We start from the raw sequence: 18290 nt of genomic DNA on the forward strand, positions 1-18290 counted from the left end.
GGGTAGTAAAGAATGCCTAATAGTCAAAAGGTTCGTCATTCGTTATCATCTGCGCAGACTGGTATGTGGTTTGCACAGCAATTAGATCCGCTCAATCCGATTTATAATACTGGAGAGTATGTTGAAATAAGCGGAAATGTTAATCAAGAAATTTTCGAATTAGCAGTACGTAAAGTTGTAACAGAAGCAGAAGCACTACATGTTCGTTTCGAAGAGGATGAAATGGGCCCATGGCAAGTTATTGAAGAATTACAGTTTCATATGCATTTTATTGACGCTCGTAAAGAAGAAAATCCTGAAAAAGCTGCTAAAGTATGGATGAAAAATGATTTATCTATGCCAGTCGATTTGAAAACAGATGCATTATTTACTGAAGCACTTATTCAAGTTGAAAATAATCGTTTCTTTTGGTATCAGCGCATCCATCACATTGTGATGGATGGCTATGGATTTTCACTTCTTAGCCAAAAGGTAGCGAAAGAGTATACATCACTTATAGAAGAAACAAATAAGAATGAAAAGCCATTTGGTTCTATTTCAAAAATTGTACAAGAAGATATTGAGTATCAGGATTCTAAACTAATTCAGGAAGATCGTGCTTTTTGGTTAGAGAAGTTTGCAGATGAACCAGAAGTTGTAAGTTTAGCAGAAAGAGCGCCGAGAACATCAAATGGATTTTTACGAGAAACAGCTTATTTATCCAGTTCTAGTACGAAAGCTTTACTAGAAGATATTAATGTTTCGTTAACAAGTTGGCCAGAATTTATTGTCGCTGTAACAAGTATTTATATGCATAAATTAACAGGTGCAAATGATATTGTTTTAGGTTTACCGATGATGGGGCGTCTCGGTTCTGCATCTATTTATACACCGAGTATGGTAATGAATTTAGTACCACTTTGCCTCACTGTAACTCCAAATATAACGCTTGCGGAATTATTACAGCAAGTTTCTAAAGAAATCCGAGACGTACGTCGTCATCATAAATATCGTCATGAGGAATTAAGAAGAGACTTAAAGTTACTAGGTGAAAATCAAAGGTTATTCGGGCCGTTAGTGAATGTTATGCCTTTTGATTATGGGCTTAATTTTGCTGGGAATCGTGGTATTACACATAATTTATCAGCAGGACCTGTCGATGATTTATCGATAAATGTTTATAAACGTTTCGATGAAAATGAGTTAATGATTCATTTTGATGCGAATCCGGAAGTATATAGTGGCGCGGAACTAGCGTTACATAAAGAGAGATTTATGAAGTTATTAGAATTAGTGATAAATGATGATCAAAAAGACGAGTCGATTGGAAATATAAACATTACTCTTCCTGAAGAAAATCATAAAGTTCTAATGGAATGGAATAAGACTAAAGAAGCTGAAGAGTTAATCCCTTTACCTATTTTATTTGAAAATCAAGTGCGAAAAAATCCAAATAAAATAGCGGTTATGTGTAACGGAGTAGACCTTACGTATAATGAGCTAAATGAACGAGCAAATGAACTGGCGCACTATTTAGTAGAAGAAGGAATAGGGGCAAATCAGTTCGTAGCTTTAGTGTTTCCACGATCAATAGAAATGGTAGTTAGTATGCTAGCAGTTTTAAAGGCTGGTGCAGCGTATTTACCGATAGATCCAGAATATCCAGCTGAACGAATCAATTATATTGTAAATGATGCAAAACCAGTGTGTATCATCACACATTCATCTGCTTTAGTTATAGAAAATGATATAAAAAAAATCGAATTAGATAGCGAAGAAACAGAACTAGCATTAAAAGCATATTCTTATATGAATCTACCATTTATAAAGGACGAATCACTTTTAAACCCAGCTTATACAATTTACACTTCAGGATCAACTGGAAATCCAAAAGGTGTAATTGTTCCTATGAGAGCTTTAAGTAACTTTTTATTGGCTATGGACAATATGTTTTCATTAAATGAAAATGATCATTTATTAGCAGTTACAACGTTTGCGTTTGATATTTCTGCACTAGAAATTTATTTACCTCTTATTAGTGGTGCAAGTTTAACAATCGCACAAAAAGAAGTAATTCAAGAACCATCTGTGTTAACCGCATTGTTGCAAGAAGAAAGAGCGACAATTATGCAAGCTACACCGACCCTTTGGCAGGCGTTAGTAATGGAATATCCAGATAGACTACAAGGGCTAAAAGTGCTCGTTGGTGGTGAAGCACTTCCAGCTCATTTAGCAAATACATTAAAAGAATTAGGTTGCTCTATTACAAACTTATATGGACCTACTGAAACGACTATTTGGTCTACTTTCAAGAACATCGATGAAAATGAAATTGGTATACCTCCTATTGGAAAACCGATTTGGAGTACAGATGTATATGTATTAGATGCAGGATTACAACCAGTACCACCTGGAGTAATTGGTGAACTATATATTGCTGGAGAAGGACTTGCGAACGGCTATTTAGGAAAACCAGAGTTAACGGCTGAACGATTTGTTGCAAATCCTTTTGGAGAACGAGGGAAGCGCATGTACCGCACAGGTGATCTTGTGAAATGGCGTAACGATGGTGTGCTGGAATACGTGAGCCGAGCAGATCATCAAATAAAGATCCGTGGTTTCCGAATTGAATTAGCTGAAATTGAAATGGTATTACAACGACATGAAAATATTAAACAAGCAGTAGTAATGGTACGAGAAGATTGCCCAAATGATAAACGAATTATTGCGTATATCGTTGCTGAACAGAAGGATACAATTAACTTTGCAGAAATTCGTTCTTATGTTTCAGAAAGTTTAGCGAATTATATGGTACCTTCAGCGTTTGTGTTGTTAGAAGAATTACCATTAACACCAAATGGAAAGGTTGATAGAAAGAAATTACCAGCTCCTGATTTTAATGAAATGAATAAGGAGAGAGTTGCTAGAAATCCGAAAGAAGAAATATTATGTGATTTATTTGCAGAAGTACTTGGTGTTTCTCGTATTAGCATTGATGATAATTTCTTTGAAATGGGAGGCCATTCGCTTCTCGCATCTCGTTTAATGGCAAGAATTCGTGAAACGTTAAGTGTCGAATTAGGAATTGGAAAACTATTTGAATCGCCAACTGTTGCAGAACTAGCGAAACAATTAGACCGAGCAAAATGTGCAAGACCAGCTATTAAGAAAGTAAGTAGACCAAATGAAGTTCCACTTTCATTTGCGCAGCGTAGGTTATGGTTCTTAAATTGTTTAGAAGGTCCAAGCCCTACTTATAATATTCCGTTAGTCATTCGTTTATCTGGAAAGTTGAACGAAGAAGCATTGCAAGGTGCCTTTTACGATGTAGTTGAGAAACATGAAACGCTTAGAACGATTTTCCCTAACGTATTAGGGAGTTCCTATCAGAAAATTTTAGATATGGAAAATTTAAATTTAGAAATGATTATAACAAGAACGTGTAAAGATGAATTAGAAAGTGTGCTTGCAGAGGCGGTAAGATATAGCTTTAACCTCGATGTTGAACCAGCAGTTCGTTTGCAGCTATTTACAGTGAATGAAAACGAACATGTATTACTAATTCTATTGCACCATATTGTTGGGGATGGCTGGTCATTACAACCGTTAACAAGAGATTTTACAGCGGCCTATAAAGCACGATGTCAAGGAGAGAGAGTACAGCTGGAGACACTTCCAGTTCAATACGCAGATTATGCACTATGGCAACAGCAATTGCTAGGTGATGAAACTACACGAGAGAGTCTCATTTCAACACAATTAGATTTTTGGAAACAAGAGTTAAAGGGTTTACCAGATCAATTGGAATTGCCTACAGATTACCAGCGTCCAATTGAAACGAGTTACCGCGGAGAAACAATTCATTTTCAAATAGATGGGGGTATGCATAGCAGGTTAATAGAGCTTGCACGGAAAAACGGAGTTAGTTTGTTTATGGTGTTGCAAGCAGGACTTAGTGCACTATTTACAAGATTAGGTGCAGGTACTGATATACCAATCGGTAGTCCGATTGCTGGAAGAAACGATGATGCTCTCTCTGATATTGTCGGTTTATTTGTAAATACATTAGTGTTACGTACAAATACATCAGGAGATCCAAGTTTTAAAGAATTATTGAATAGAGTGAAGCAAGTAAATCTTGCAGCTTATGAAAATCAAGATGTACCATTTGAACGACTTGTTGAAGTGTTAAATCCAGTACGTACACGAAATAGTCATCCACTGTTTCAAGTTATGTTAGCTTTCCAAAATACGCCAGAAGCAACCTTTGATGCTCCAAATATAGAAGCGAACCTTGAAATTCAAAGCGTCGGCTCTGCGAAATTTGATCTAACAATTGAAATTAGCGAGAGTAACGGAGTTGATGGTACTCCAAATGGCTTACACGGATTGTTAGAGTTTAGTACTGATTTATATAAACGTGAAACGATTCAAAAATTAATAGAAAGATACATTCTGTTATTAGACGATGCGGCGAAAAATCAGGATCAATCAATTGGTAGATTAGAAATATTAACTTTAGCAGAGAAAAATACAGTGTTAGAAAAGTGGAATGGTGGTTTTCAAATTGTACCAGAAATGACATTACCACAATTATTTGAAAAACAGGCTTATATAAATCCAAATTCTATTGCTGTCGTCTTTGAAGATGAAAAATTAACTTATGAAGAATTGAATAAAAAAGCGAATAAAATAGCTCGATTGCTAATAACAAAAGGAGTCGGTCCTAATCAACTTGTTGCATTAGCGATGCCGAGATCTTTAAATATGGTTGTGAGTTTACTCGCGGTTCTTAAAGCAGGAGCAGGTTATCTTCCATTAGATCCAGATTACCCGTCTGAACGTATTTCATTTATGCTCCACGATGCGAAACCATCATGTGTTTTAACAAATTCAGATGTGGAAATTGAATGTGATGAGGAACTGAAAATTTTAGTGGATGATGAGAAAGTAATAAAAGAAATAGTGAAATATAGTGAAGATAATATTGATGAAATGGAGCGCATGAAGCCATTATCGCCTTCACATATTGCTTACGTTATTTATACGTCAGGCTCAACAGGTAGACCGAAAGGCGTTATGATACCCCACCAAAACGTAGTAAGACTTTTAGGAGCAACTGATCATTGGTTCCAGTTTGATGCAGATGATGTGTGGACGATGTTCCATTCATACGCTTTTGATTTCTCCGTTTGGGAAATTTGGGGACCTTTATTATATGGAGGGCGTCTTGTCGTTGTACCACATACTGTTAGTCGTTCGCCGAAAGAATTTTTACAACTTCTTGTTAAGGAAAAGGTTACTGTTTTAAACCAAACTCCATCAGCGTTCTATCAATTGATGCAAGCGGATCGTGAAAATGAAGAAATTGGTCAAAGATTATCTTTACGATATGTTGTTTTTGGAGGAGAAGCACTTGAGTTAAGTCGATTAGAAGATTGGTATAGTCGACATCCTCATAACGCACCAAAGCTTATTAATATGTACGGTATTACAGAGACGACAGTACATGTTAGTTATATTGAGTTAGATGAGAATATTGTTTCTTTACGCGCGAATAGTTTAATTGGTTGCAGTATACCAGACCTTAAAGTATACGTATTAGACAACTATTTACAACCAGTGCCACCTGGAGTAGTGGGAGAAATGTATGTTGCAGGTGCTGGGCTTGCTCGTGGTTATTTAGGAAGAGCGGGCTTAACTGCAGAACGCTTTATCGCAGATCCATTTGGTAAGTCAGGTACAAGAATGTATCGTACAGGAGACTTAGCGCGTTGGCGTAAAGATGGGACGCTAGATTATATAGGACGTGCAGATCACCAAATAAAAATTCGTGGATTCCGAATTGAATTAGGGGAAATAGAAGCGGTCATAATGAAACATCCTAAAGTTGAGCAAGTAGCCGTTATTGTACGGGAAGATCAACCAGGGGATAAACGGTTGGTTTCATATATTGTCGCATCTAATTATGAAATGATTGATACGAATGAAATGCGTCAATATGCTGGAGGTAGTTTACCAGATTACATGGTTCCATACGCTTTTGTAGTAGTAAATAAGTTACCTTTAACTCCAAACGGTAAATTAGATAGAAAGGCATTGCCAGCTCCAGAATTTATCGCATCATCTTCTAGTCGTGGACCAAGAACACCGCAAGAAGAAATGTTATGTGACTTATTTACAGAGATTTTAAGTGTACCTCAAATTGGAATTGATGACGGATTCTTTGATCTTGGTGGTCATTCACTTCTTGCAGTGCAGCTTATGAGCCGAATTAAAGAAGCGCTTGGAGTGGAACTAAATATTGGAACTTTATTTGCAGCACCTACTGTTGCAGGGCTTGCGGAAAGACTTGAAATGGGAAATGGTCAAAGTGCACTTGATGTGTTGCTTCCATTACGAGCAAGCGGAGACCAATTACCACTATTTTGTGTACACCCAGCAGGTGGATTAAGTTGGTGCTATGCAGGACTTATGAAATCTTTAGGAACAGATTATCCAATCTATGGTGTTCAAGCACGTGGTATCGCTAAAAATGAAAAACTTCCAAAAAGTTTAGAGGAGATGGCGGCGGATTATTTAAAACACATTCGTGAAGTACAGCCTCACGGACCATATCGGTTACTCGGTTGGTCACTTGGAGGAAATGTTGTTCATGCAATGGCAGCGCAACTACAAAATGAAGGAGAAGAAGTAGAATTACTCGTTATGCTGGATTCTTATCCTGGACACTTCTTACCGAATACGGAAGCACCTACTGAAGAAGAAGCATTAATCGCATTACTTGCTTTAGGTGGATATGATCCAGATAATATGGATGGAAAACCACTTACGATGGAAAGTGCAGTTGAAATACTTCGTAAAGATGGAAGTGCATTAGCAAGTCTTGAAGAAGAGACAATTTTGAATTTGAAAGAAACATATGTGAATTCAGTAGGATTGTTGGGGAAATATGTACCGAAAGTTTATAACGGAGATATTTTATTCTTTAGATCTACTGTTATACCAGACTGGTTTGATCCAATTTCTCCAAATACGTGGCTAAATTATTTAGACGGAGGAATTGTGCAGCACGATATTGATTGTAGACATAAAGATTTATGTCAGCCAGGTCCGCTTACAGAAATCGGACAAGTACTGGCGAAATATTTGCAGGAAAAGAAAGGGGTAAGTACAGTATGACGAATCCATTCGAAAATGATAATTACACATATAAAGTATTAAAAAATGAGGAGGGTCAGTATTCTCTCTGGCCTGTCTTTCTCGAAGTACCTATTGGTTGGAATGTCGTACATGAAGAGGCTAGTAGGAATGATTGTTTACAATATGTTGAAAATAAGTGGGAAGATTTGAATCCAAAAAGTAATCAAGTTGGCGAAAAAATATTAGTAGGAAAACGATAATGAAGGAAAAAATAAATCCGAAAGTAGTTGTAAGTATCGTATATATAACAGCGATGTTTATGGCTGCGATGGATGCAACAATTGTGAATGTAGCACTGCAAACGATAAGTAAAGAATTACAAGTTCCTCCATCTGCTATGGGGACAGTTAATGTTGGGTATTTAGTTAGCTTAGCTGTTTTCCTTCCTATTTCTGGTTGGTTAGGAGATCGCTTTGGTACGAAAAGAGTATTTCTAACCGCTCTTTTCGTATTTACAACTGCGTCTGCATTATGCGGTGTAGCGAACGATATTACTTCATTGAATATTTTTCGTATCATGCAAGGTGCTGGTGGGGGGCTTTTAACACCGGTGGGGATGGCGATGTTATTCCGAACATTTTCACCAGAGGAAAGGCCGAAAATTTCACGGTTTATTGTGTTGCCAATTGCTGTCGCACCGGCAGTAGGACCAATTATTGGTGGTTTCTTTGTAGATCAAATGTCTTGGCGCTGGGCATTTTATATTAATGTACCGTTTGGAATCGTAGCGTTACTATTCGGTCTACTATTTTTAAAAGAGCATATTGAAAAATCAGCTGGTCGCTTTGATTCTCTCGGTTTTGTTCTTTCAGCACCAGGATTTGCGATGCTAATCTATGCACTTAGCCAAGGTCCATCAAAAGGCTGGGTTTCTCCAGAGATTATAAGTACTGGAATAGCTGGGATTATATTCATTACATTGTTTATCATCGTAGAACTTAAAGTACAGCAACCGATGTTAGATTTACGCTTATTAAAAGAACCAGTCTTTAGAAAAATGAGTCTAATTTCATTGTTTTCATCCGCTGGTTTACTAGGAATGTTATTTGTTTTTCCGCTTATGTATCAAAATGTAATAGGGGTTTCCGCACTGGAATCAGGTCTTACGACATTCCCAGAGGCGATTGGATTAATGATATCGTCACAGATTGTACCATGGTCATATAAGAAATTAGGAGCTCGCAAAGTAATTTCTATTGGATTAGCTTGTACAGCGGTTATCTTTGTATTATTAAGTTTTGTAAATCACGATACAAATCCTTGGCAAATACGGGCATTATTGTTTGGTATCGGTATTTTCTTAGGTCAGTCTGTCGGTGCAGTTCAATTTTCTGCATTTAACAATATAACGCCACCTTCTATGGGAAGAGCAACGACTATATTCAATGTGCAAAATCGATTAGGTTCAGCAATAGGAGTTGCTGTATTAGCTAGCATATTATCTGGATTTGGAAGTAATGAAATACAGAATAATGCACAGGCAGATTTCTTACCTTATCAAGCGGCATTAATTGGATCAGCAATCTTTTTACTCGTAGCATTACTATTTTCTTTACGTATTTCTGATAAAGAGATAATGTCAAAGAAGAAGAAAAGGCCGTTACCTGTATTACAAAAAGAGGAAGAAGTTGTAAACGAATAAGTTATAGAATAATAATATTCTTTTGAAATAAAATGATATTGTTTGTTAGAAGGAGAGTTTACATGATAGAGAGTAAAGTTGTAGATTCTGTACCAACTCTTAGTGAGAATGATTGTCAAATATGGTGGGCAAGAATTTCCGATTTACAATCATGGCATTACAATTTGCTAAATGATGTAGAACGAGAGAAAGCAAATTCATATCACCATTCGGCAGATCGTGCACGTTTTATAATAGGTTGTGTAATTAGTAGGTTAGTTCTTGGGCAAATACTTTCTATTTCACCAGTTCAAGTACCAATTGATCGAATGTGCCCAGTATGTAAGTTACAACATGGCAGACCACAATTACCAGAAGGAAAGCCACAGTTATCTGTTTCGCATTCGGGTGAGTGGGTTGTTGTTGCATTCACAAAGACTGCACCTGTAGGCGTTGATGTTGAACAAATGAATCCAAATGTAGATGTTATGAAAATGGCAGAGGGAGTATTAACAGACTTTGAAATCGCGCAAGTTATGAAATTACCAGATGAACAGAAAATAGAAGGTTTTTTAACATATTGGACTCGAAAAGAAGCGGTACTCAAAGCGACAGGTGAAGGACTAATGATTCCACCAGTCCATATTACCGTATCAGCTCCTAATGATCCTCCAAATTTGTTGGTTTTTAAGGATAGACAAGAATTAGTAGAAAATACAAGGATGGAAGATATAAAGCCAAGTGTAGATTATATGGCTTCCATTGCAATATTTAGTAATGAAGTAACTGAAATCACACAGTTAGACGCAGTAGCGCTTTTAAATTATAAATAAGTTTAATAAAATATTTTATAGAAGAGGTGTTCCTCATGTTAGTAGCGGAAAATAGAAAAAATGAATTCACTTATAATGTACAAGCAATTAAAGATATTTTATTTTCTGGAGATACATCATCTATTCATGCTTTAGAAAAGCTTTTGAATGATACAGTTCAGTTCGATGTTCTCGAACAAGAGGTACTTGATAGACAGTACATCCCGAAAGAAGCAAAGAATTTCTTTGATAAAAACGGAACATTTCTTTACCGTGTATCTCAAGTTAGTTATAAAGGAAAAGTGTTATCTGAAAATCTTATTTTTGCGGACACTTCGTTTTTACCAAATACACTTAATTGTGAATTAGAGAGTGGAAACATTCCAGTTGAAAAACTTATAGAAAAGATGGAAGTAAGAAGAAATGTATTATACGAAGGATATCAGCCATCTGGGAATATTATTGAATTGTTTGATGGATGCTCTGTTACGGCGAATGTGTATCCAACTAGAAAATATCAAATTGTAAGTAACTGCAAATGTATATTTTATATTTGTGAAGTGTATCATGCAGAGAATATAAAAAATCTGCTTTAATAGAAAACAAAAAACCAGCCATTTTATAGGCTGGTTTCTTGTTTATTTCACAGCTTCTTTTAATTCTTTACCTGCTTTAAATGCTGGGACTTTACCAGCAGCGATTTGAATTTCTTCGCCAGTTTGTGGGTTACGTCCTGTACGAGCAGATCTTTCGCGTACTTCAAAAGTTCCAAAGCCAATCAATTGAACTTTATCGCCAGATTGTAATGCAGTAGCAATTGTGTCAAAAACAGATTGTACAGCTGCAGAAGCTTCCTTTTGAGAAATATCAGCGGATTGTGCCACGTTTTTAACTAATTCTGTTTTATTCATGTTTTCACCTCATAAAAAGTTTTTTAGAATGAATGTTTTAGTATAATGGATAGTAAAGATAAAGCTATTTATATTGTTAGAAAGAATGCTATATAGTTATGTTAATTTCGTTGTAAGAAACTGAATCCCTGCTATTAATTAGGGATTAATTAAGAATTGATGCATAGAAATCACTGTAATATGAGGATGAGGGGGAGTATACGGATGATTTTTCGTGAAAAGGATGAGAAAGAAAGTATTTTAATTCGTCAACATGATCACGGTTTTTTAGCTGGGGAAATTGCGAAGCATATAAAAGAAGATTTTTTTGATGATGACACGTACTTAAAAGCGGCCATTGATGCAATATATGAGCATGATAGGGGATGGATAGAACTTGATAAAGTGCCAATTTTGAATGATGCTAAAAATATTCCATATACATTTATGGACTGTCCAAGTTCATTACGCTTTGTTTTTTATACGATTGGTTTGAATGAAATTGAAGATTCAAATCCATACGGAGCATTACTTTGTAGTAAACATTTTTTATCATTTCCATTAAATGAGGAAGATGAAGAGATGATGTCATTTTATACAGGGGAATTGGAACGACAAAAAAGAATTTTGAAAACGTTAACAAAAGAACAGTTTGCGATGTTTGATAAACATTATAGATTATTAAAGTTTTGCGATGAACTTTCTTTATATGTATGTATGAATAAACCTGGTGTAAAAAAGGAAAATGAAATTGATTTGTTTAAAGGTGGTTTTGAAGGAACAGAAATGTTTAATAGTAAGGAGGAGAAACCTGTTCAAGCAGAGTGGGTGGGCGAGGAAACAATTCGGATCACACCGTTTCCATTTCAAACGGACTTTCATACGTATGTAAAATATAAAACTATAAATAAACGTGAAATTGAAGGGAAAGGGATTGCAAAGGCTGATAGAAATGCGGAAATGAAAAAGCAAAAGATTTGTTTCATACAGTAAGGTGCTAATTGATAAGGGTGACATATGTTCAGAAAGAAGGGGGAATATAGTTTCTAGGAAAGAGAATCTTTGATTGTTAAGGTCACTCTTTCATATGAAATTGATTGAATAAGATAACGAAAAAAGGAATGCTCATTATGTATGAGTCATTCCTTTATCAATAGATTAACTTGCCTGCTTTTTATGACTTTCTTTCAATTTTTCTTCTTGTAAAAAACGATTCGTTTCAGCTACAACAATACCACTTAAACCAATTAGCCCTATTAAGTTTGGAATCGCCATAAGTCCATTTGCAATATCAGCAAATGTCCATACGATGCCTAATTTTAAATTCGCACCAACAGCAATCATGACGATAAAGATTGCTTTATAATATTTAACAGCGCCTTCTCCAAATAAATAAGCCACGCATTTTTCACCGTAATACGACCAGCCTAAAATAGTAGAGTAGGCGAATAATATAATCGCGATACCGAGAATCATACTACCAGCAGTGCCAAATACAGATTGGAACGCAAGTGTGGTAGCTTCAACGCCAGTTTTACCAGATTTCCATGCACCTGTAGTAATTAATACTAGCCCTGTAATGGTACATACAATAAACGTATCTAGAAAAGTACCAGTCATAGAAACTAAAGCTTGCTTTGCAGGTGAATCTGTTTTTGCAGCAGCCGCGGCAATGGGCGCACTACCTAAACCAGCTTCGTTTGCAAATACACCGCGCGCCATTCCGATTTGAATAGCTGATGCAACTGTTGCACCGATAAAACCACCAGCAGCTGCAGTACCATTAAACGCACCAGAAAAAATAAGTGAGAATGCTTCTGGAATTTGATCGTAGTGATAGAAAATAATAATAAGACCAGCAATGATATAAAAGAAAGCTTTAATAGGAACGATATATCCTGTTACTTTCCCAATTTTTTTAACACCGCCTAAAATAACAATAGCAATTAAAAAGGACATGAATATACCAGTTAAAACAGGGGGGAAAGAGAAATTAATTCGCATTGCCTCTGCTACTGAGTTAGACTGCACCATATTACCGATACCGAAAGAAGCAGTTGTACCAAATATAGCAAATAAAACCGCAAGCCATTTCTTACCTAAACCTCGTTCTAAATAATACATTGGTCCACCTGAATATTCACCATTTTCATTGCTAACACGGTATTTCACCGCAAGAATTGCTTCGGCATATTTTGTTGCCATACCGAACAAAGCAGTAATCCACATCCAAAAGATTGCACCGGGTCCACCGATTGTCACAGCAGTTGCAACACCGGCTATATTTCCCATACCAATCGTTGCTGCCATAGCTGTCATAAGTGCTTGGAAGTGGCTAATATCTCCAGAGGAAGATGTATCTTCTGATTTTTTAAATGCTAGTTTGTGAGCGTATAATAGTTTACTAAATTGTAAACCTTTTAAACGCACTGTGAGAATGATACCAGTACCAACGAGTAACAATAATGTTGGTAATCCCCACACATAGTGATTGATTTGTTCTAATACTGTACTTACTGTCTCCATCTGTATTCTCCTTTTTTAGAAAAAATAAAAACCACTTCAAGTAAATGAAATGGTCTCTGGAGAAACAAGGGATAGAAAAATAAACCGATACAAATCGGCTTTTTCTTTCGCTTGTCTCTGTCCTTTTACCTGAGAGATTATCCGCTATAGTAGCGGATTTGCTCCTTCGGTGCTCGTTTTCCTCCGCGCTATATAAATCGAGAGGGAGTCTCTCCAGAGATTCGTCCCCATGCAGTTCTACTTGTAACCAAGACCTGAGAGTTTCAAAGTTGGTTTTACAACTTTTTGCCCCGTCGGTAGATCAATTGATCTTCTCCTGAATGGTTCATCCGAATTATAAAAATTATAAGAACATTGATTGTAAATCAATAAAAATATTATAGACAGACAAAATGTGAAATGCAATCTTTTTTTATTTTAAAATAGTAAACAGTTTTATTTTTTTGCAAGTCCTAATTTCTCCTCAACTTCAGTTAAAGTAGATAAAGCAATGACAATATGTTGATCCGCAAGGCCTAAAGCATGTTTAGTATTTTCAATTGTTGCACTGTTTAGAGTAGAGTTTTTGGCTCCGTCTATAATTAAATCTGCGGCGTTTTTCATAAATTTAGAAGCAGCCTTAAATTCAGTTGTGAAATAAACTAGTTGTTCTTGTATTTGTACTTCTGATATATTTTCTTTAATTTTTAAAGTGTCTATTTCGTTCATAATTTTTTCGTATTGTTTGGAAATAGCAGTCATTGTGACTAATAGTTTATCTCTGTCTACTGAATCTCCGTTCGTGTTAATTTCTTCCCAGGCAGGTAACCAATGTTTATCGATGATGTCATTATAATTATTAGTTAATTCATTAATTTTAGGTTGCAATTTAGTTGTGAATGTTTTTGTATCAATTGTTTCTACAGTTGCTTTTTCGTTGTTATTTTTAACATTAGTAACGTAGAAAATTGTACCGAAAATGATGAAAATAGAAATAACAACTGTCCATTTAGTAAAAAATAATTTCTGCAATATGTAACGCCTCCAAAATTAAAAAACTTATAATTATAATATATAACAATAAAGTTGTTTAAAGTAGAGAAAATAGGTTAGAAATGATTTAAATTATATATTTTCTATAAAAAAATAATTAAAGTTAGTAAAATGATGAAAGTTATATGTGAGAAAAGAGGATTTTTAGTGAAAATAAATAGAAGAAAACTAGTTTCAAATATTTCAATGGCTATGTTACTAATGGGTTTAATTGCATTCATATTTATGAATAAAGAATCTAAAATTAAAGATTTTCCAGTGCCAATGTCAGCAATACATATTAACAATGATAAGGAAGAGGATTATAAATATATAAGTGTAATGCCAATTACAAAGGCGAGTGGATGGGAGAACTTAGGGGAAAACGGGCATACTGTTAGTTTTAAAAAAGGAGAGCGGAAGGTAACTGTATTACATTATCCAGGAGAAATTACGTATTACCTATTTGAAAAGTAAATGGAATGAGTCATAGACAACGCGGTTTTACTAAGTAGTTTATGGCTATTTGTATTTTTAAAAAGAAGTTGAATCTATAAATTAGAAGGTGTTTTGTTATAAAGAAGAGAATACAAAAATGGTATAAGAAAATAAAAGGAGATATATTCAATGGAAAACGAAGCCATACGTGCGGTTGAGGAATATCGTAAAGATTTAAATGCTGGTAACATTGAGAAAATAAATAGTTGGGTATCAGATGATTTTATAGGTTACTTTGGGTATTACAGTGATAAAGACTATGAGGTATACCGAGGCGATACATATAAAGAAGATAATATTGAAACTTTAAAAAGTTATGAAGGACAAAAACCCTATTGGAAATAAAAAGATTTAGCAAACAGTTTAAGAACGGAGAGCGAACTGATTTTATCTGCAATTGTAGATTTTTATGTGCAGGATAAAAAAGTAGTATCCGTTTTAGCGATGGAAGTTTTTAAGAAAGAAATGGATGGCTGGAAGTTATATAGACAGCATATGGAAAGATATGCGGTATGATTTGAAAAATAAATGATGATAAAAGTGAAAGGATGTAAACGCCCTTATAAGAGCGTTTACGTCCTATTTTTCTGTTTTTAATTCTGAATTATTCGAATTATAATATACGTATGGAATAAAATGATTTTTGTATGGAAGTGAGGTGATAATTTGCCAAGTATAAAAAAAATAGGACGTTTTTGTCCTACAGATGATGAAGGATATATTATAAATGATGCACATATTGAAAAAGTACAACCTATGTTTATGGAGGTAATACAGGAAATAAAAAATACTTGTTGTGAATTGTTACAGGATGATTTACACAGTGTTTATATAAGAGGTTCAATTCCAAGAGGGATTGGAATTGAAGGGATTGCTGATATAGATGTAATTATATTAGTGCGAAAGGATCCAAAATTAATAGACTTAAGTTGGCGAGAGAAGCTAGAAGTTCAAAGTTTAAAAAAGTTTAATTGTATATCAGGAGTGGAGTTAAGTTTTTACAGTGAAAAAGAAGTGATAAATCCCAATCGTTTTTCTTTTATAAGCTTTATTATACAGACACATGGTGTTTGTATACTGGGGGAAGACGTAAAATTGTCTTTACCTAAATATAAAGTGAGTCAAGAGTTAACCTATGTACATCTTATTCAACTGCGTAAACAAATTGGACAAGCACGCAAAGAGTTAATACATAATAAAGGCGTGGAAGATATAGAAGATTGTTGTCGTTGGATAATGAAGATAATAATCAGGGCAGGTCTTGCATTAACGATTGATAGAGAAGGGCTCTACTCTAGAGACTTATACCCAGCATATATATTATTTAGTAAGTATTTTCCCGAACAAGAAAAAAGTATGAGAAAGGCATTACAATATGTAATTGAAACGGTAAATGATATAAATGAAATTTTAATGTTTTTAGATACATTTGGTGAATGGTTGATAGAAAAAGCGGATGATTTTTTGAATACTATAGATAACTAGGTGAATATAATTATATTATGTAAACAAAAAGAAATAGAGAGTGAAATTAATGTTAGTGTAGGTGGAAAAGTAGAAAGTATTGAAAGTGGGAAATGGATCGTATCATAAGGGGGAATTAAAAATGTTACTAAAAACAATCTATTGTAAAGTGGAAGAAGAGAAAAAAAACTTATTTTCAAAAGCACAAGAAAAATGGCGTGATATACAGCATCTAGATGGATTTCAAGGACAATTTGGTGGGTGGAATAAAGATGAGGCATGTGTATTTACTTTATGGGAAGATCGAGGTGCATATCAATCATTTATGAATGGTGCTCACGATACCATTTATGTAAATAGTAATCAAGAGGATACCTTTCTTTCATGTGAAATTGAATTGTTTCAAACGTTGTATAATATTACTGATATGCCTTTGAAAGACGTTGTTACAGGAGGGGCATTCGTCAGAGTTGCTATATGTGATGTAAAGGTTGGAAAGGAAAAGTATTTTTTACATAAACAAGAAACAATTTGGAATACAGGAATGGAAAAAGCAAAAGGGATGTTAGCTGGATTTGTTGGGAAGTCTTTAAAAACTGAAAATCGTTACATAGTGTTAACTTATTGGAAAGATGAAATGGCACATCAAAGTTATGTAGAAGAGATTTTGCCTGAGTTATATAAACTAGCTAATATTCATGATGACTTAGAAGATATACGAGGTAAACAAGCTATATGTAAGGAAGAGTGGCTTGTATATTAAGTGTACAAAACGTGCATAAATGAATGTATAATAAAGATATTTTCTTATAAACGAGTAATTAATAGAAGACGTTATATACCCTTTCATGTTAATATATTTAAGTTATAATAGAAGGCTTACCCTTTTGTATTGTACGGTAGAAGCAGTGTGAGCTTGAAATTTTGTTTAGAAAAGGATGTGCCTAATTTGCGTATCAATAAATTTATTAGTGAAGCTGGAAAAGCGTCTCGACGTGGAGCAGATAAATTAATTAATGAGAGAAGAGTAATTATTAACGGTAAGGTTGCAAAAATTGGTGACCAAGTCAATCCAGGTGATGATGTACGCGTAAATGGAGAGCAACTTCGTATTGCTCGAGATCACGTATATATTGCTTTAAATAAACCAGTAGGTATTACATGTACGAGTGAAAAAGCTGTAAAAGGTAACATTATCGATTTAGTGAACCATCCTTTACGAATTAGTCACATTGGACGTCTTGATAAAGACTCAGACGGTTTAATTTTGTTAACGAATGATGGTGATATCGTTAATGAAATTTTACGTGCTGAAAACAAACATGAGAAAGAATATATCGTTTCAGTAGATAAGCCAATTACACCTGATTTCTTAGAAAAAATGGCAGCTGGTGTGAAAATTTTAGGAACGAAAACACTTCCTTGTGAGATCACACAGTTATCAAAATATGAGTTCAACATTATTTTAACACAAGGGCTAAATCGCCAAATTCGTCGCATGTGTGAAGCTTTAGGTTATCAAGTATACACGTTAAAACGTACGAGAATTATGAATATTGAATTGAATAATTTACCTGTTGGACAGTGGAGAGATTTATCGAAGAAAGAGAAACGACGTCTATTTTCAGACTTAAATTACGAACCACAAGATTGGTAAAATTGAGAAGGAGAAACCAAGAATCTATTTTTGGTTTCTTTTTTTATTAAATAAAAAAACTTTTTTAAACACTTGCAATAATAAAATGAATAGGATATAGTAAATAACAATTAATGGATGTACTTATAAAAGCAAAGAAAAGGACACGAGTTATTTTACCCGGTTATACAGAGAGGGAAGGAAAGCTGAGAACTTCCTAACGCAGAAAAATAACTTACCACCTTAGAGCTGCACTAGGGAAATTAAGTATCTAGTGCCGTGTAAGCGACGTTATCGCAAAAGAAGCCATTATGTTTTTTATGATGGGAATCTGGGTGGAACCACGAATATAAGCATATTCGTCCCTAATTTTTAGGGATGAATATGCTTTTTTGCATTCAATTTCATAATAAGCGAAGAAAAGGACACGAGTTATTTTATCCGGTTATACAGAGAAGGAAGGAAAGCTGAGAACTTCCTAACACAGAAAAATAACTTACCACCTTAGAGCTGCACTGGGGAAATTAAGTATCTAGTGCCGTGTAAACGACGTTACCGTAAAAGAAGCCATTGTATGTTTACGATGGGAATCTGGGTGGAACCACGGGTATAAGCACACTCGTCCCTATTTTAGGGATGAGTGTGCTTTT

At 34.9% G+C, this 18290-nt stretch carries 14 protein-coding genes, 1 riboswitch and 2 other annotated features; of the genes, 11 read left to right on the forward strand and 3 right to left on the reverse strand.

Annotated elements, in window-relative coordinates; genetic code table 11:
* Nucleotides 1-12 precede the first annotated feature (12 nt).
* From MR115_RS00125 to MR115_RS00145, 5 genes are all read left to right on the forward strand, one after another.
* Nucleotides 13-7161, forward strand: coding sequence for an amino acid adenylation domain-containing protein (locus MR115_RS00125; RefSeq protein WP_242239162.1), 7149 nt, complete (start codon nucleotides 13-15; stop codon nucleotides 7159-7161).
* Nucleotides 7158-7382: an MbtH family protein gene (locus MR115_RS00130; protein WP_242239163.1), complete on the forward strand. Its 225-nt coding sequence runs from the start codon at nucleotides 7158-7160 to the stop codon at nucleotides 7380-7382. The genes MR115_RS00125 and MR115_RS00130 overlap by 4 nt, the downstream gene beginning before the upstream one ends.
* Nucleotides 7382-8824, forward strand: coding sequence for an MDR family MFS transporter (locus MR115_RS00135; RefSeq protein ID WP_242239164.1), 1443 nt, complete (start codon nucleotides 7382-7384; stop codon nucleotides 8822-8824). Before MR115_RS00130 ends, MR115_RS00135 begins: the two co-directional genes overlap by 1 nt.
* A 62-nt stretch (nucleotides 8825-8886) precedes the next feature.
* On the forward strand, nucleotides 8887-9636 hold the full coding sequence (sfp, locus tag MR115_RS00140; protein ID WP_242239165.1) for a 4'-phosphopantetheinyl transferase Sfp: 750 nt from the start codon (nucleotides 8887-8889) through the stop codon (nucleotides 9634-9636).
* Nucleotides 9637-9671: 35 nt separating this feature from the next.
* Complete coding sequence (locus tag MR115_RS00145; protein WP_242239166.1) at nucleotides 9672-10211, forward strand: cold-shock protein; 540 nt, start codon at nucleotides 9672-9674, stop codon at nucleotides 10209-10211.
* Between the two features lie 42 nt (nucleotides 10212-10253).
* On the opposite strand, the gene MR115_RS00150 is transcribed toward MR115_RS00145, so the two are convergent.
* Nucleotides 10254-10526, reverse strand: coding sequence for an HU family DNA-binding protein (locus tag MR115_RS00150; protein ID WP_001043960.1), 273 nt, complete (start codon nucleotides 10524-10526; stop codon nucleotides 10254-10256).
* 204 nt (nucleotides 10527-10730) lie between these two features.
* Between MR115_RS00150 and MR115_RS00155 the strand changes: the two genes are divergently transcribed.
* Nucleotides 10731-11498 carry a DUF3891 family protein gene (locus MR115_RS00155; RefSeq protein WP_242239168.1) on the forward strand — a complete coding sequence of 256 codons (768 nt, stop codon included), beginning with the start codon at nucleotides 10731-10733 and terminating at the stop codon, nucleotides 11496-11498.
* Between the two features lie 165 nt (nucleotides 11499-11663).
* On the opposite strand, the gene MR115_RS00160 is transcribed toward MR115_RS00155, so the two are convergent.
* Nucleotides 11664-13031 carry an alanine/glycine:cation symporter family protein gene (locus MR115_RS00160; protein WP_242239170.1) on the reverse strand — a complete coding sequence of 456 codons (1368 nt, stop codon included), beginning with the start codon at nucleotides 13029-13031 and terminating at the stop codon, nucleotides 11664-11666.
* 107 nt (nucleotides 13032-13138) lie between these two features.
* Nucleotides 13139-13258, reverse strand: a riboswitch (glycine riboswitch).
* Nucleotides 13259-13466: 208 nt separating this feature from the next.
* Nucleotides 13467-14042, reverse strand: coding sequence for a hypothetical protein (locus MR115_RS00165; protein ID WP_242239172.1), 576 nt, complete (start codon nucleotides 14040-14042; stop codon nucleotides 13467-13469).
* Between the two features lie 132 nt (nucleotides 14043-14174).
* Between MR115_RS00165 and MR115_RS00170 the strand changes: the two genes are divergently transcribed.
* From MR115_RS00170 to MR115_RS00190, 5 genes are all read left to right on the forward strand, one after another.
* Complete coding sequence (locus MR115_RS00170) at nucleotides 14175-14519, forward strand: hypothetical protein (RefSeq protein WP_242239174.1); 345 nt, start codon at nucleotides 14175-14177, stop codon at nucleotides 14517-14519.
* A 150-nt stretch (nucleotides 14520-14669) separates the two neighbouring features.
* Complete coding sequence (locus tag MR115_RS00175; RefSeq protein ID WP_242239176.1) at nucleotides 14670-14885, forward strand: hypothetical protein; 216 nt, start codon at nucleotides 14670-14672, stop codon at nucleotides 14883-14885.
* Nucleotides 14886-15206: 321 nt separating this feature from the next.
* A complete protein-coding gene (locus MR115_RS00180) occupies nucleotides 15207-16025 on the forward strand; it encodes a nucleotidyltransferase family protein (protein WP_242239178.1) in 819 nt (272 codons plus the stop codon).
* 121 nt (nucleotides 16026-16146) lie between these two features.
* Complete coding sequence (locus tag MR115_RS00185) at nucleotides 16147-16767, forward strand: YdbC family protein (protein WP_242239180.1); 621 nt, start codon at nucleotides 16147-16149, stop codon at nucleotides 16765-16767.
* Nucleotides 16768-16953: 186 nt separating this feature from the next.
* Complete coding sequence (locus MR115_RS00190; protein WP_001222159.1) at nucleotides 16954-17661, forward strand: pseudouridine synthase; 708 nt, start codon at nucleotides 16954-16956, stop codon at nucleotides 17659-17661.
* Between the two features lie 125 nt (nucleotides 17662-17786).
* Nucleotides 17787-18010: a binding site (T-box leader), on the forward strand.
* Between the two features lie 37 nt (nucleotides 18011-18047).
* Nucleotides 18048-18270, forward strand: a binding site (T-box leader).
* Nucleotides 18271-18290: the final 20 nt, after the last annotated feature.

This window comes from Bacillus cereus group sp. BfR-BA-01309 (genome assembly GCF_022664315.1).
Classification (GTDB): Bacteria; Bacillota; Bacilli; order Bacillales; family Bacillaceae_G; genus Bacillus_A; species Bacillus_A mobilis.